16 protein-coding genes are annotated in these 15,351 nt (G+C 57.7%); 5 read left to right on the forward strand and 11 right to left on the reverse strand.

The genetic code is table 11. The annotated features are described in order from the left end of the window. Positions 1 to 1,008: an ABC transporter substrate-binding protein gene (locus Q354_RS0101110; RefSeq protein ID WP_027855998.1), complete on the reverse strand. Its 1,008-nt coding sequence runs from the start codon at positions 1,006 to 1,008 to the stop codon at positions 1 to 3. A gap of 197 nt (positions 1,009 to 1,205) precedes the next feature. Between Q354_RS0101110 and Q354_RS28130 the strand changes: the two genes are divergently transcribed. From Q354_RS28130 to Q354_RS0101125, 3 genes are all read left to right on the forward strand, one after another. Next, entirely contained in the window at positions 1,206 to 1,538 is a 333-nt protein-coding gene (locus Q354_RS28130) for a hypothetical protein (RefSeq protein ID WP_027855999.1), read from the forward strand. A 59-nt stretch (positions 1,539 to 1,597) separates the two neighbouring features. Further along, complete coding sequence (locus Q354_RS0101120; protein ID WP_051559790.1) at positions 1,598 to 1,933, forward strand: pentapeptide repeat-containing protein; 336 nt, start codon at positions 1,598 to 1,600, stop codon at positions 1,931 to 1,933. Positions 1,934 to 2,017: 84 nt separating this feature from the next. Further along, positions 2,018 to 2,485 (forward strand): YehS family protein, encoded by a 468-nt coding sequence (locus Q354_RS0101125; RefSeq protein ID WP_027856001.1) that lies wholly within the window; start codon positions 2,018 to 2,020, stop codon positions 2,483 to 2,485. A gap of 69 nt (positions 2,486 to 2,554) precedes the next feature. Here Q354_RS0101125 and Q354_RS0101130 read toward each other — a convergent pair whose 3' ends face one another. Then, positions 2,555 to 3,079 carry a cytochrome b/b6 domain-containing protein gene (locus tag Q354_RS0101130; protein WP_027856002.1) on the reverse strand — a complete coding sequence of 175 codons (525 nt, stop codon included), beginning with the start codon at positions 3,077 to 3,079 and terminating at the stop codon, positions 2,555 to 2,557. A 278-nt stretch (positions 3,080 to 3,357) separates the two neighbouring features. Here Q354_RS0101130 and Q354_RS0101135 point away from each other — a divergent pair, with 278 nt between their 5' ends. Both Q354_RS0101135 and Q354_RS0101140 read left to right on the forward strand, forming a co-directional pair. Further along, positions 3,358 to 4,023: a response regulator gene (locus Q354_RS0101135; RefSeq protein ID WP_027856003.1), complete on the forward strand. Its 666-nt coding sequence runs from the start codon at positions 3,358 to 3,360 to the stop codon at positions 4,021 to 4,023. Beyond that, positions 4,020 to 5,486, forward strand: coding sequence for an ATP-binding protein (locus Q354_RS0101140; RefSeq protein WP_027856004.1), 1,467 nt, complete (start codon positions 4,020 to 4,022; stop codon positions 5,484 to 5,486). Before Q354_RS0101135 ends, Q354_RS0101140 begins: the two co-directional genes overlap by 4 nt. On the opposite strand, the gene Q354_RS0101145 is transcribed toward Q354_RS0101140, so the two are convergent. From Q354_RS0101145 to Q354_RS0101185, 9 genes are all read right to left on the reverse strand, one after another. Further along, positions 5,442 to 6,161 carry a hypothetical protein gene (locus Q354_RS0101145; protein WP_027856005.1) on the reverse strand — a complete coding sequence of 240 codons (720 nt, stop codon included), beginning with the start codon at positions 6,159 to 6,161 and terminating at the stop codon, positions 5,442 to 5,444. The genes Q354_RS0101140 and Q354_RS0101145 overlap by 45 nt on opposite strands. A 377-nt stretch (positions 6,162 to 6,538) precedes the next feature. Further along, complete coding sequence (locus tag Q354_RS0101150) at positions 6,539 to 7,507, reverse strand: formate dehydrogenase subunit gamma (RefSeq protein WP_027856006.1); 969 nt, start codon at positions 7,505 to 7,507, stop codon at positions 6,539 to 6,541. Positions 7,508 to 7,564: 57 nt separating this feature from the next. Next, entirely contained in the window at positions 7,565 to 8,179 is a 615-nt protein-coding gene (gene fdh3B / locus Q354_RS0101155; protein ID WP_027856007.1) for a formate dehydrogenase FDH3 subunit beta, read from the reverse strand. Positions 8,180 to 8,193: 14 nt separating this feature from the next. Then, positions 8,194 to 11,052: a formate dehydrogenase subunit alpha gene (locus Q354_RS0101160; protein ID WP_027856008.1), complete on the reverse strand. Its 2,859-nt coding sequence runs from the start codon at positions 11,050 to 11,052 to the stop codon at positions 8,194 to 8,196. A 20-nt stretch (positions 11,053 to 11,072) separates the two neighbouring features. Beyond that, positions 11,073 to 11,276: a twin-arginine translocation signal domain-containing protein gene (locus Q354_RS0101165; RefSeq protein WP_027856009.1), complete on the reverse strand. Its 204-nt coding sequence runs from the start codon at positions 11,274 to 11,276 to the stop codon at positions 11,073 to 11,075. A 319-nt stretch (positions 11,277 to 11,595) separates the two neighbouring features. Continuing rightward, a complete protein-coding gene (locus tag Q354_RS0101170) occupies positions 11,596 to 12,234 on the reverse strand; it encodes a TorD/DmsD family molecular chaperone (protein WP_027856010.1) in 639 nt (212 codons plus the stop codon). Between the two features lie 3 nt (positions 12,235 to 12,237). Continuing rightward, positions 12,238 to 13,914 carry a 4Fe-4S binding protein gene (locus Q354_RS0101175; RefSeq protein WP_027856011.1) on the reverse strand — a complete coding sequence of 559 codons (1,677 nt, stop codon included), beginning with the start codon at positions 13,912 to 13,914 and terminating at the stop codon, positions 12,238 to 12,240. Between the two features lie 243 nt (positions 13,915 to 14,157). Continuing rightward, complete coding sequence (locus tag Q354_RS24175; protein ID WP_051559791.1) at positions 14,158 to 14,709, reverse strand: DUF3306 domain-containing protein; 552 nt, start codon at positions 14,707 to 14,709, stop codon at positions 14,158 to 14,160. After that, on the reverse strand, positions 14,699 to 15,142 hold the full coding sequence (locus Q354_RS0101185) for a DUF3305 domain-containing protein (protein ID WP_027856012.1): 444 nt from the start codon (positions 15,140 to 15,142) through the stop codon (positions 14,699 to 14,701). The genes Q354_RS24175 and Q354_RS0101185 overlap by 11 nt, the downstream gene beginning before the upstream one ends. Positions 15,143 to 15,351: the final 209 nt, after the last annotated feature.

Genomic DNA, 15,351 nt, shown 5'->3' on the forward strand with positions numbered 1-15,351 from the left:
CTAATCAACGAGTCTCACCATTTCTTTGGCTTGCGGAGAAAGTTCGATATTGAGTTTTTGCAGGCTGGATCGGTTGGCGAGAAACAGGGGAGGGTTCTGATATTCTGTTTGCAGGCTGGCGGGGGCTACCTTGTCTTTTAATATTCGGGCGGCTTTGATGCCGGATATTTTTCCCAGGGTATAAAAGTCGGCGACCGGGCCAAAGGCCGAGCCGTTAATGATGCCGGCCTTATTAGAGCTGAGAATCGGAATCTTGTGCACGAGAGAGATTTCGATCAGGGCATCTTCTCCGCCATTCTGGATAAGCGTGTCTGTGGTGGTGATCAGCAGATCCGTCTTGCCTACCAGCGAGAGAGCCATCTGCTTCAATTCGTTAATATCCGATGCTTCCTGATCGAAGGTTTTGATACCTGCCCGCCGCAGCAGTCTGATCAGGTTGGCGCTCTGGATCTTTGAGTTTGGCTCGCCTTTACGATGGAAGATCGCAGCGCTGCTGGTTTGCGGCGATATTAACCTCAGCAGCTTAAGGTACTGTTGCAATGGCACATAGTTGCTGGTGCCAACCAGGTTATTACCTGAATACTCAAACGATTCGATCAGGCCTGAATCGGCAGGATAAGTGACGATAGAAAAAACGATAGGGAGGTCATTGCCAACGATCTCTTTGACGACAGAAGTCCCGGGAGTGGTGAGCGAGTAGATCAGGTCGACTTCCCGGCTGAGGAAACTGTGAACAACCGTTCTCTGGGTGATCGTATTGGCGGCCTTTTCACCTTCCAGCAGGGTCAGGTTGTCACCTTCAATCAGCCCGGCTTCGGCCAGCCCGTCCCTGAAGCCCCTGATATTGTCGGGGTATCCGCTCCACACCGCCATGCCGATAGTGTAATGCTCGCCAGCCTGAGCGAACGCTGCTGTCATCAGTGTTGCCAGCAGCAATATAGAGCGCAGCAGGTGTTTTAACAGCGTATCGGCGAGTCGGAAGGGGATACTCTGTTTCACTGGTCGCATAATGATTTCCCTATCATATCTGGTGATTCCGTCCGCAAGCGCAACAGTCTGCTGCGATATCGTGACTTGCTTAAGGCAGCAACCTGAGCCTGCCCGGAATCCGAGTGCGGACTTGAGCCAATTTCATAGCAGTATAGACTCCCCGCAAGGGTTGGCCTACTTTGAGTCAGTCAACGATTAAACAGAGGCAGGGGTAAATGGTTCAGGATGATCGCGATTTTGTGGCAAAGCGAAAAAGGCTGATTTCCAGCTGGCCTGCGGTGGGAATTGCATTGATCGGCCTTATCGTCGGGTTTAGTCTCTGGCTGTTTTTCAGTTCACGCTGGCTGATCGATCCCTGGTTTGTGATGCAGCAGATTCAGCACGATCAGATCAGTCTGACAACGCTTCAGACCATGGCGTTACTGTTGCCGGTGATGTTTCTTGTATGTCTGATCCTACTGGCGCTGATCACCTTGCTGGCGTTTGCCGCTTTCGCCAACGAAAAACGCTTAATAAGAATTATCACGGCCAGTGCCGGGTGCCTGTAAATACTGTTTCTAGCTGTCTACACTGTGGCCTTCTATCAGGCATAACATGGAGACGTTGTGTGATTAAACTGAATAACGCAAACATCACGGGTTCGGATTTTGATGATGTCAATCTGTCAGGAACCCGCTTCGACAATGTAAACCTCAGCGCTTCGAGCTTTCACTATGCGACCATGAAAGGCTCGGGCTTTGACGATATCAACCTGTCGCAGTGTCGTTTCAACAATATCCGGGCTGAAGCGGTCCGGTTTACACGAGTCAATCTGTCCGGGGCGGTACTGAAAGATTGTTGCCTGAAAAATGTGGTAATAGACGGCTCGGAGCTGGAGGGTATGACCATCGAGGGGATTGCCGTGAGCGAGCTGCTCGACAGCTATCGTCGTCATAATCCCTAAGCGCCGGGATATCTGTTAGAATCCGCCGCTGATCTCCTTTTAGGTGCCTCAGGCACTGCATTCATTATCTGTCAGGAATAATCTGTGACCAAGAACGATATCCTCTGCCGCCTCTGCAAGCTTTTCGATTTTGATGCGACCGCCGCCAGTGCAGTCTTTGCTGCGGCTGATCATGAAGTATCTCCGGAGCGGGTAGCCGACTGGTTCAAAAAGCCGGGAGAAACGGGTTGTCGTAACTGTGACGACAAGGATCTGGCGATCTTTCTCAATGGCCTGATTAATACCCGACGTGGACGCAAAGAGGGGGCTCAGCCCGTACCCGAAGAGCAGCTCAGCAATAATATGATATTTAATAAGCTGAAGATCGCACTGAACCTGCAGGCAGATCAGCTGATTGAAATGATGGCGGCGGAAGGGATCGAGATGAGCAAGCATGAACTCAGTGCTTTGTTCCGCAAGATCGATCATAAACACTACCGCCCATGCTCACAGCAGCAGCTGGCGGCTTTTCTGCGAGCCACAGAGAAGCACCTGGCCGGCAACAAAGGCTGAGCGGTTTTAGCTGAACACTGACGGGCAGATGCAGGATCTGCCCGTCAACTTTATTCTGACCGGGTCAGGTCAGCGGCCACGTACCATCTGACGGATCAGGTTTTCCGGCCCCAGTCGGCTGAGCAAAACCACTGCCGTCACGTGTAGCGATACCAGTGCCAGAGTGGCATTGGCAAAAAACTCATGTATCCCTTCCAACAGCTCTTCTGCGGGCAATATCTCGGCCTGACAGGCCCATCCGCTCAGCGCCGTCAGCAGCAATGACAGCATCAGGGCGATAACCATAGCCCCACCGACCGGATTATGACCTTCCGATGGCGTATGCCGGCCATGGTTGAGTAGTTCTTGCAGTGAGGCTTTAAATGAAGCGGCTGTAGGAACAAAGTTTATAAAGCGGGCGTTTTTTGAGCCGATAAAGCCCCATAGCAAGCGCAGTGTCAGCATGCCGAGAATCCAGTAACCCGCCCATTCATGCAGGCGCTTACCCTCTTCAAACAGGGTGAAATTCAATACAAAGGCCAGCGCGACCGACCAGTGAAAGAATCGGATAAAGAGGTCCCATTTATTGCCACCGGGTGTCGGGGTGTTGTTCATATTCAGTCTCCGCGAGCGTTCATCTACAACAGTCTGTTGACTGCCAAGTCGTTGAGGCGAAGTCTGGCGCTGAATCCTTAAAGGTTTCTTAAGGGATCGGAATTATGCCCAGCCTTTCAAATATGGGGGTTCTTAAGTAAGCGTTAAGAAATCGCTGGTATCCATAGCATGGGGAGCTGCAATCCATTGTTTTAAAGAGATTTTGAATGCATTGTTGGCAGCCTCCACGGGATCGGCGACTATATCGCCTCGGACTGAACTGATCGAAATGGAATAAGATGAAACTGCTGTTGGTAGAAGATGACCTATTGCTGGGTGAAGGGGTGGTGACTGCGCTGGAGAATCAGCGCTATCGTGTCGAGTGGGCTCGGGATGCGGCGGGTGCCGAAGCGCTTTGCCGGGCCGCTGAATTTGATCTGATGGTGCTGGATCTTGGCTTGCCTGATATGGACGGTATGACGTTGCTGAAGCGTTTGCGTAATCAGGGCGTTAAGGCTCCGGTATTGATCCTGACCGCGCGCGATGGCATTGAGGAGCGGGTGCGCGGGCTGGACGCAGGGGCCGACGATTTTGTCTGCAAGCCGTTTGACCTGCAGGAGTTCCTGGCGCGGCTAAGGGCACTGAGCCGCCGGGGGGCGGGTATTGTGTCACCGGTAATCACCCTGGGTAATATCGAGATCTGCCCGAAGTCCTTCAGTGTCAGGCAGGCGGGGGAGGTGGTCAGCCTGTCGCGTTATGAATTTGACCTGCTACTGCACCTGGCCTCCCATCCGATGCGGGTATTCTCCCGCGATATGCTGGTGGACCAGCTCTACAGCTGGGATAAGGAGATCGGTAGCAACACGGTGGAGGTGTATGTGCACCACCTGCGCAAGAAGCTGGGAAAGGCCGTGATCCGCACGGTTCGCGGTGTTGGTTATCAACTGGGTGAGGCATCGGCATGAACCGTTCAATCAGACGCGGGCTGATGTTAATGCTGGTGGCTGCAGTCGTATTGTTAATCGGCAGCAGCCTGGTGGTCAGTTATCTGGATATTGGCCATGAAAGTGAGGAGATGTATGACGCCGAGCTGGCGAAAACCAGCCGTATCCTGGAATCGCTGCTGCTGGCGACCCATAACGCTGAAACTATCCGCCAGCTGGATGATCGGCGGGTGGAACACAATATGCCCGAGCCGTCGCTCAATGTCAGGGGCGACGATAAGGACGAGTATGATGAATCCGGCCACAAATATGAGAACAAGCTGAGCTTTCAGGTCTGGCATCAGTCCGGCAAGGCCCTGATTGGTAGTGGTCAGAAGTCGTTCCTGGGGTTCCCGGCCGGGCCAGGCTTTACCTATGCCGACTCGGACCTCGGCGACTGGCGTACCTTTGCCCTGTTTAGCGATCGGCTGCAGAGCTGGATCATCGTTGGCCAGCGCATGGACCTGCGCGAGGAGCTGACCGAGGAGATAGCCGAACACAATGTCGTGCCGATGATGGTGGTGATACCGGTGCTGCTGGTACTGATCGGCTTTATTATCCAGCGTGGCTTTATGCCGCTGATCCGCGTCAGCGGCGAGATCTCGCAACGGGGGCCGGATATGCTGACGCCGATCTCTGAGGAGGGGGTTCCGGCAGAACTGACGGATATGGTCAGCTCGGTTAACCGGCTGATGTCGCGGCTCGAACAGGCACTCGAACAGCAGAAGCGCTTTACCAGCAATGCCGCCCATGAGATCCGTACACCGCTGGCGGCCATCCGTATCCACGCCCAGAACCTGCCTGCTGAAAGCGATGATGTAAAGCGGGTGCGGCAGCAGATCCTGTCCGGGACCGATCGCCTGACCCATATGGTCAATCAGCTACTGACCCTGAGCCGCATCGAGGCAGCGGAGTCCTGCGGCGATCGCCGCTGCACTGATCCGGCAGAGCTGATTGAAACCCTGCTGGGCGAATTCCGTTTACTGACTGCCGAGAAGCAGCAACAGATCGCCTTGCTGGTACCCAAACCGGTTAAGGCCGAACTGAACCCGGATGCCTTTCTGATCCTGATGCGTAACCTGGTGGACAACGCCGTTCGATACACCCCTGCCGGCGGCCAGTTGCTGGTGGATCTGAAAGCCGAGGAGCAGAGTCTCGTAGTGGTGGTGCAGGACAGCGGACCGGGCCTGACCGCCGAGCAGCGCCAGCAGGTGTTTGATCGTTTCTACCGGGCAGGTGGAAACGATGTGGAGGGCTGCGGCATCGGGATGTCGATTGTCGCAGAGATCTGCCAGCGTTGTGATTTCCGTATTGAGCTGCAGGATAGCGATATTGCGGATACCGGGCTTAAGGTAGTGGTGACCTGTGAGGCGGCTATCCTCGTCGACGAGGGTGCCGGTTCAGGAACAGGGCTGGGGCCAGCGTTGCAGGCTGAGCCGGTATAACTGGGCTTCAATCTGCTTGTAGCGGCTGTCACTGGCCGCCTGTTTCAGGCGTTGCGCCAGTGTCTGGTTGGCCTCGCGGTCGGGGGATAGCAGCCAGATAGTCTGGCAACTGGTATCTCCGATCATGAAGGGCATCCCCGGGGCGGCGTCGATCAGGGCATTAATCAGTCCGTCGATGCCGCCCAGCACACCGCTGAGGCGGTTAAGCGAGAGCAGTCGTAGTCCTTCCTGATAGCTGTCGATCGGTTCCAGCGGTAGCGGGTGCTGGTTGCGGATGCCAAATTCCAGCCCGCCGATACTGCCGACCGGGTTATTGGGATGGGCATTCTGACTGTAGAGGATACCGACCTCCAGCCGGGTCAGAGCCAGCAGGGGTTCGAACCGTTCGGGCAGGGTTTCAGGATCGCCCGCGACCAGCAGGTGATCGCTGCGCGCCGGGGCCAGTGCCTGCTCCTTATCCGACACCCGTATCTCTCCCTCTATCTCCGCCAGTTGCAGCAACGCCCGGGTCAGACTGACGATCAGGCCATCAGGTTGTGTCTCTCTGTTATAAGCGTAACTGCCCATTTCGATAACGACGATCTCGGGGGCTTTGGCCTGTGCAGGTTGTAACGGACCTGCCATCAACAGGCCGAAGGTAACTAAACAGAGTATCAGAATGAGGAATTTGGGCATCGTCTGGGTCTGCAGCGTCAGGCTGAGGCCGGAGATCCTTGGCTCCTTCTAATTATAGGTGCAGTCTTTGCCTGGGGATTATTGCGAAGCGCCATAAAAAAGCCGACCCGAAGGCCGGCGAAATGTGCAAAAAGGAAAGCGGACAAACCGTAAGGACTGTCGCAGTAACCGGGCCTGAAACATCCTGTTCAGGCCCGCTGCGTCCGAACGGCAGCGCTTAACAGCACAGAGTGGAAGATGTCAGGGAACGGTCAGGAGACCCTCACACCTCCAGCCACGGCAAATGACGGTTTGCCAATGCCCCTGAACAACCCGGCCTGCCAGAACCGGGCAATAGCAATCGCGACAGGGGAGTGCCCACGATTGCCTCAGAGTCGTTACACAGTGTCCTTCGCCTCGCGGGCTTTAACCTCCTGATACCAGAGGTCGTGATGCTGCTTTGCCCAGGTTTCATCAACCTGTCCCGTGGTCATTCCCTCCAGTGCACCTTCAGTCCCGAGGGTACCGATATAGATGTGGCCCAGGGAGGCTGCGATCAGGATCAGTGAGCCTGCGGCATGCACCAGGTTGGCCCATTGCATGGTGTTGCGAACCTGATCGAAGTTGGGGAAGTCCAGGATCAGTCCGCTGACGCAGACGGCGATGCCAAACAGGGTCAGCAGCCAGAACCAGATTTTTTCACCACCATTCATATAGCCTGCGCTGGGGTGGGCGTTGCCGATAATGCCGCCGCCTTTGATAAACCAGGTCAGGTCGGTGCGGTTAAAGACGTTGTGCTTCATCCAGCGCAGGATCATCAGCAGCAGGCCGAGCACAAACAGCGGGCCCAGATAGTTGTGGGCTAGCTTGCAGGCCAGCATATAACTGGCCCAGAGGCCGTCACCCATGACGGACTTCAGTACAAACTTGCCATAGAGCAGGCTCAGGCCGGAAATCCCCAGAATGATAAACAGGATCGCGACCGTCCAGTGGTTAGCCCGGTCTAGTCGTGACCAGCGCTGGATGGTGTTGCCGCTGCGTGGGGCATCCAGCTTCTTCTGACCGACGATCAGGTAGAAGATCGCCAGCAGACCCAGGGTGCCGCCGACAGCGAATGCCCCGGCCGGGGTGATCCATTGATTGCGCCAGTAGCGCCAGTAATCGCCCTGCACATTGATCAGGTTGCCCGCTTCAGCCGTGCTGGATTGGGTAGTGCCGTTTTCGCCCTGACGGATCACCTGCCAGTATTCGGCTCCGGCAAACGCCGCCACGCGCTGCTCGGACGGCACTGAATCTTCGGCCTTAACAGGCAGGATGATCAGGCTGATAAGCAGGGCGGCCAGCTTGAGTAAGAGTTTTATCTGCATAGAACTGTTCCGACAGAGGCCGGCGACACTCAGGTGCGCACCGGCCTTATTACGCCCTTAGGCCTTTGGCTGGGCCGCATCGTAGGCCAGCTCTTCAGCCGACCCGTTGCTGGCCCAGGCACCGTCGGCGTGGCCACGGTAGATCACCCGCTCGCGGAAGATATCGGATACCTTATCCGCATCGCCCGCCAGCAGGGCCTTGGTGGAGCACATCTCGGCACACATCGGCAGCTTGCCCTCGGCGATACGGTTGGCACCGTACTTGGCTTTCTCCTCCGGGCTATGATCCTCCTCCGGGCCACCGGCGCAGAAGGTGCACTTATCCATCTTGCCGCGCTCGCCGAAAGAGGATTTGCTTGGAAACTGCGGGGCACCGAATGGGCAGGCGAAGAGGCAGTAACCGCAACCGATGCAGGCATCCTTGTTGTGCAGCACGATGCCGTCGTCGGTCTTGTAGAAGCAGTCGGTCGGGCAGACCGCCATACAAGGGGCGTCGGAGCAGTGCATGCAGGCGACGGAGATGGAGGTCTCATCCGGCAGGCCGTCGTTGACGGTGACTACGCGGCGGCGGTTGACGCCCCATTCCACTTCGTTTTCGTTCTTACAGGCGGTGACGCAGCCGTTACACTCGATGCAACGCTTGGAGTCACAGAGAAATTTCATATTAGCCATGTTCTGTTATCTCCTCAGGCGCTGGCTTTTTCGATACGGCACAGGGTCACTTTGGTCTCCTGCATATTGGTGACAGGGTCATAGCCATAGGTCATGGCGGTGTTAGCCGCCTCGCCGGTGACATATGGATCGGATCCCTGAGGGTATTTGTCGCGCAGGTCCTTACCCTGGAAACGACCACCGAAGTGGAACGGGATAAAGGCCACGCCGCGATCGACCCGAGGGGTCACCAGTGCTTTCACCTTGATGCTGCCGCCCTCGGGGCCATGCACCCAGACATCCTCGCCGTCGCGGAAGCCAAGGGTGTTGGCATCGGCCGGATTGACCTCGACAAACATCTCCTGCTGCAGCTCGGCCAGCCAGGGGTTGGAGCGGCTCTCTTCGCCGCCGCCTTCATATTCCACCAGACGGCCGGAGGTGAGGATGATCGGATATTCACCGGAAACATCCTTATCCTGGATCGACTTGTAGAGCGTCGGCAGGCGGTACATCGATTCGGAGTCATCCCAGGTCGGGTATTTGGCGACCAGATCGCGGCGTGGCGTGTAGAGCGGCTCACGGTGCAGCGGTACTTTGTCCGGGAAGGTCCAGACCACGGCGCGGGCCTTGGCGTTACCGAACGGGGCGCAGCCGTGCTTGATCGCGACGCGCTGGATGCCGCCGGAAAGGTCGGTCTTCCAGTTCTTACCCTCGGCTGCTTGTTTCTCCTCGGCGCTGAGGTCGTTCCACCAACCCAGCTGTTTCAGCAGCTTGTCGTTAAATTCCGGATAACCGTCGTTGATCTCAGAGCCCCTGGTGTAGGAACCTTCCGCCAGCAGGCTGATGCCATCGCGCTCGACACCGAATCGGGCACGGAATGGCAGGCCGCCCTCAGCCACCGGTTTACTGGTGTCGTAGAGAATCGGCGTACCCGGGTGGCCCATCTCGGCGCCGCCCCAGCACGGCCATGGCATGCCGTAGTATTCGCCATCCAGCGGGCCGCCTTCGCCTTTCAGGGTATCGAAGTTGAAGGTGTGCCAGTTTTGCTGGTGGGCCTTGAGGCGTTCCGGACTCTGGCCGGTGTAACCGATGGTCCACATGCCGGCATTGAATTCACGGGTGATATCCTCGATCAGTGGCTGGCTGCCATTGACCTTGATGTTCTTAAACAGCTGCTCGCCGAAGCCCAGCTTGTGCGAGAACAGGTACATGATCTCGTGGTCGGGCTTGGATTCGAACAGCGGCTCGATCACCTGGTCGCGCCATTGCAAAGAGCGGTTGGAAGCGGTGACGGAGCCGTAGCTTTCGAACTGGGTGGTGGCAGGCAGCAGGTAGACGCCGTCCTTGCGGTCGTGCATTACGGCGGCGTGGGTCGGATACGGATCGACGATCACCATCAGATCCAGCTTCTCCATCGCCTTTTTCATCTCGACGCCGCGGGTCTGGGAGTTCACCGCGTGTCCCCAGTAGAACATCGCACGGATGTTATCTTTCTGGTCCATGCGGGTCTTCTCTTCCAGTACGCCATCAACCCAGCGCGATACCGGAATGCCCTTGTTGTTGATCGGCTTCAGCTTCTGATAGACCTGCGGGTCGAAGCGGCCTTTGATCCAGTCAACGTCGAGGTTCCAGACTTTGGCCCAGTGTTTCCAGGCGCCGTCGGAGAGGCCGTAGTAACCGGGCAGGGTGTGGGAAAGTACGCCCAGGTCGGTGGCGCCCTGCACGTTGTCGTGGCCACGGAAGATGTTGGTACCGCCGCCGGAGATGCCCATATTGCCCAAGGCCAGCATCAGGATGCAGTAGGCACGGGTATTGTTGTTACCGGTGGTGTGCTGGGTGCCGCCCATACACCAGATTACGGTGCCGGGACGGTTTTCCGCCAGCATCCGTGCTGCGTGCTTTATCTCCTGCTCGCTGGCACCGGTGACATCCTCAACCTTTTCCGGTGTCCAGTTGGCGACCTCGGCGCGGACCTCGTCCATACCGTATACGCGCTGGCGGATAAATTGCTTGTCCTCCCAGCCGTTCTCGAAGATGTGCCACAGCAGGCCCCAGATAAAGGCCACATCGGAGCCCGGGCGGATACGCACATAGTCGTTGCACTTGGCGGCGGTGCGGGTGAAACGCGGATCGACACAGATCATATGCGCCTTGTTGCGTTCCTTAGCGCGCAGGATATGCTGCATCGCCACCGGGTGGGCTTCGGCCGGGTTGGAACCGATCAGCAGGATCGACTTGCAGAAGTGGATATCGTTGAAGGAGTTGGTCATAGCGCCGTAACCCCAGGTATTTGCCACACCCGCCACCGTGGTGGAGTGACAGATACGTGCCTGATGGTCGACGTTGTTGGTGCCCCAGAGAGCGGCAAACTTACGGAACAGGTAGGCCTGTTCATTGCTGAACTTGGCGGAGCCGAGCAAGTAGATTGAGTCCGGGCCAGACTCCTGGCGGATCTGCAACATCTTGTCGCCGATATCGCTGATCGCCTGATCCCAGCTGACTTTCTGCCACTTACCGTTTTCCAGCTTCATCGGGTATTTCAGGCGGCGGTCGCCATGACCGTGCTCACGCAGGGCCGCACCCTTGGCACAGTGACCTCCGGCATTGAAGGGGTGGTCGAAGGCCGGTTCCTGGCCGGTCCAGACGCCGTTCTGGACTTCGGCATAGACGCCACAGCCGACAGAACAGTGGGAACAGATGGTGCGTTTTACTTCGGTGGGAACGTTGTGTGCTACTGTTTTCGCCTGGGCTTGTTGCATCATGCCCGGCGCCATCATGCTGGCAGCAGCGACGCCACCGGTGGCAATACCGCTGTTCTTGAGGAAACGGCGGCGGCTCAGGCCAAGGCCCGCTGTGGCTGCAGCAGGCTGATCAGATTTTTTTGTCAGTCGCATCGTGTCTTCCTTACGGCGCTTCAGTTGCGGGCAGAGTCGTAATAGCTGCGGATATGATCGGTCTCACGGTAACCGCTGCTGTTGTCGGCTGGTTCTTCGGGGGCAGGGGCCTGCGCCTGTACCTGGGAGGCGAGGGTGGCCGCACCTACGGCACCTCCCGCCAGGCCGAGCTTCTTCAGGAAGCTGCGGCGGCCATTGTCGGGCCGGTTTGTCTTCTGGCTCATGTTTCTCTCCGCTTGTTATTGTTACGGAACCTGCGAACAAGTCTGAGACTTCCTCTGCGGGCGATAAAATGACTTAACGCGCGAATGGCTGCGCAGCGAAATGACGAGTCCTTTCCAAGCAGCCAGACAAAGCAGTAAGTTGTTTTAGCGCCCGCCCTTCGGGGCCTTGAGAGCCATCCAATATCTGCGTTAGCGATTTTCGTCAGGCAACCAGCATGACTGTAATCGCTGCCTTGATCTTGAATGGCTCTAAAGGCCAGAGTCGTTTCAGACTTATTCGCAGATTCCTTTGCCGGTAACCGCTCACCGGTTTCTCTCTTCAGAACTGCAATGTGCTCTCAGCCGGGGCTGTGGGGGCGAGTCGCAGGTAGTGGTTCTCTTCCTGTTCATAGAAGGCGGTACCCAGCAGGGCCACGGTGCTGTAAAACAGGGCGTTGTCCGCATTCTGCAGATCCCGGAAGAAGCGCAGTGCCCAGGGGCTGAGGTGGCGCTTCCAGAACTGCATCTGCTGGCGGGCACTGAAACCGGAACTGATCATCATGCTCATCACCTCGCACTGGGCGGCGATATGATCTTCCGGTTCCTTGATATCGGGCTGGCGCTCGTAGCCGAGCGAAGCCAGATCCTGGCGCAGGGTTGCCAGTGGCTTCTCCATCAGGGAGCCGGTGAGATACCAACAGCCAAAGGGCATCAGCTCACCGCGGCCGATACCGATAAACAGTTGCTGATACTCATCTCCGATCTGAGGCGGCTGGCTGTGTGAGGCGCTCAGGGCCAGTGCTGACCAGGCCCGGCTCATCGGGTTGTCTTCCTCTTCCGGCTCCAGTGTGGCCAGCCAGTCGAGTAGCGCAGCATCGGGTGCGCGGCGCAGCAGGCTGGCCAGCAGGGCGAAGATATCGGCGCGCAGGGCGTCCTGTTCGCTGATCGCTGCGGTGGTCTCTATCGCTGTCATGGTCATGGCTCAGATCTCCAGCTGCTTTTCCGGGTGGGCGGTCAGGTCCTGATAGATGTCCTGCACCCGGCAGTCTTCACACATCTTCAGGCGGTTGAGGGCTTCACCCTGAAACATCGGATGTCCCGCCAGCTTGTCGAGCATCTTTTCCACCGTGCTGCGCGGCGCAAAGGGCTTGCTGCAGCTGAGGCATTCGAAGGCGGGTTCCTGATGGAGCTGAAGCGGCTGGTCGCGCAGCGGGTCGAGGCGTAGTCGAGCCTGCAGCTCGATCGCATCTTCAGGACAGGCGGCATCACAGAGACCGCACTGCACGCAGTTGCGCTCGGTAAAGAATAGGGCCGGCGTTTCTCCGCCATCGGTCAGGGCCTGGGTAGGGCAAACGGCAACGCAGGAGACGCAGAGGGTGCAGCGTGAGCGATCAATGCTTACCTGACCAAAGGGAGCGCCCGCCGGCAGGGCGAGGACATCGCGGGATTGTTTTGTCTGAGTGGCTGTCTGGGCTGCCAGCTGGTCCAGAGCGCTAAGCAGCGTATCGCGCTTGGCGGCCGCCGGATTGAGCGCCAGGGAATGGAACCGCGCGGCGCTTTCCGGCGGCTGCCACAGGCTGAGGTCTGTACTGTCGATCAGGCTGAGGCGGATGCCAGCCAGGTTCAGCCCTTCAAGCATCGCCCGGGTGATACAGATCTCCCGCTGCAACAACGCGCGCATCGACGCCGGTTGCTGCGGGGTGTCCAGTAGCAGAACCTGGCTGGCGCCCATGGCGAGGGCGGCCAGCCAGATCTCCTGACCGGCGGCCGCCAACTCCTCCAGCTCAACCGGCAGCAGGTTACCCGGCAGCTGTTCAAACTGGCTCTCCAGAAGCTGGCGGCCGGCTTCACGATCGTGCAGGACGATGACGGCATCGCTGCCATCGGCGTCATAGTAGGCCTGCAACAGGTCGCGAATCTGGTCGATAATGCGCGACGGTTGCGGCAGGGCATAGCTGATGGCGCCGGTTGGGCAGGCCGTGCTGCAACCACCCGCGCCGTGACAGAGGTGAGGATCGATATTGATCAGCTGCCGGATGGAACTGATCGCATCCGCCGGGCAGACATCAAGGCAGCGGGTGCAGCCGGTCTGGCCACGGCCACTATGGGCACAGATATCATTGTTGATGCGGAAATAGCGTGGCTTCTCAAACTGGCCGATATAGTCCGGTAGTTGTTGCAGCAGCTGCGCCAGCTGATCGGGATCGCCGTGGCAGTGGAAATAGCCCGCCGGAGCCAGCTCCGAATGAAACAGTGGTCTTTCACTCAGATCGAGAATCAGATCAAAACGAGTACGGTGCTGTGCCAGCTGGGACAGCGATGCGTATTGACCATTGATCGCCACCTGCACCTCAAACTGTCCCATAAAGCCTTTAACGCTATGCAGTGGCATACGGAACAGCGGCATATCCGGTACCGCCGCCAGGGCATTTTGCAACTGCACTTCATCACTGTTCTGTACCGCTTGTGTCACATACAGGGTGATGCTGGCCATGCCTTTCAGCTGTGCTGCTGCGAGGCGGATCTGGTCCTCCGCACCAGCGATCAGCAGGTGTCCCTGTGTGTTATAGCTCACGGTCGCCGATGCCAGGCTCAGTGGCGGCAGCGCCTGTTGTCGGGCCTGCCGGCGGGCATCCCGGTTGATCTGCTCTTGTCTCATTTCTCACCTCATCTCCGGTCAGCTCTTAATAGGTTCTGGCTGAGCTGTCCCGGTGCAGGCTCTGCGGCCTGTCTGGTTATTAAAAGCAACTGCTGCTCCATAGTTGGCAGCAGTGAAGGGGGTTAAAGGCGGTTCAGGTCGGTTGCTTTCCGGGCTTTGCCCGGGCGCCTGCGTCAAACTGTCCCTGTCGCTGTTTTGCGCTGTATCAAAGCGGGGCAGTTCTGTTGCCTGACGGTGGGGCGCTCAGGCGTCCAGGTCTGCGTCACCGACCTCATCCGGACATTGATTCCATTGTTGTTTCGTCGCAGCTGCATGGGGCAACTGCTCTGCTTCTGCAGAGGATCCTTCTCCTGGCTGGGAAGCGGCTGTTTCAGTTTCTGGCTGGTGGTTGTCCTCAAGAGCGTCGCTGACCTTATCCAGGGCGGACTCCTCCTGCTGTTTTACCCAGCTGCGCAGCTGGGCGGCGGCTTCCTGAGTCAGCGCCTTCATCGTGCTGAAGTCCTCGTCATAGTCATTGAGTCCATCACGCACGTTGAACTGGGGCAGGTGAAACAGTTTGCGCAGTGCCAGCTTGCGCAATTCATCGCTGACGCCCGGTGACAGGAAGGGACTGAAATCTGACGACTCACCCAGCAACTCAACCTCCGGCATATCTTCGTCCGTGAGGGCTTCGGCTTCAGATGCCTCTTCCTGTTGCAGGGCTTCGGCTTCTGCATCTGGCCCGGCCTGCTGTTCAGCCTGCGCAGCGGCCTTACGTCGCGACCAGCGGTTGATAAATCCGTCTTCAGTTTCCACTGCTGCGCCCCCGTCCCTTTTTCTTTTTTTTACCTGCGTCGATCAGTTCGCCGTGGATGCCAAGGTAGGTGTCTATCCAGCACTGCACGGCTTCCGGCATCGGTGTTTCAAGCACCTGATGCTCACCATCCATAAAGGAAGCCGCTTCCTCCTGGCTGGCGGTGATATGTATCGGGGTGAGGCTGCCGTCGCTTTCATCTTCGCTGCAGAGCAGGAACAGGTGCGGCTGACGTGAATTCAGGTTAAAGCGGTAGGAGGTACGGTCATCGCGGTGCAGCTGCAGTTTGATCGCCGTATAGGCCGGATCGTCGTTCTGGTGTGGTAGCAGATCGGCGACGACCCAGCGCTCACTCTGCCAGCGGCCGCTCTGGCTGCTCTGCTGGCTGAGTCTGACCTGCAGTGGCCAGTGGTTGTCTGTTCTCAGGGTGGACATCTTTGAGGCTCCCGTGCGCCGCCATTGTTAGCGGGGCTGATTGCAAGACGCAGTTTGGTCGGTAACTACTTGGTCAGTAATTATTTGGTTGGTCGCTACTTGATCGGTAGCTACTTGATCGGGAGTCACTGCAATTGGCAGGCCAGTCAGCCTGAAGGGGCGTCAGAGCGGGTTTTTGCAGAGGGCAGGGTAGGCGTGTCCGGCATGGC

Source organism: Marinobacterium jannaschii DSM 6295, assembly GCF_000620085.1.
Lineage (GTDB): Bacteria > Pseudomonadota > Gammaproteobacteria > Pseudomonadales > Balneatricaceae > Pontibacterium > Pontibacterium jannaschii.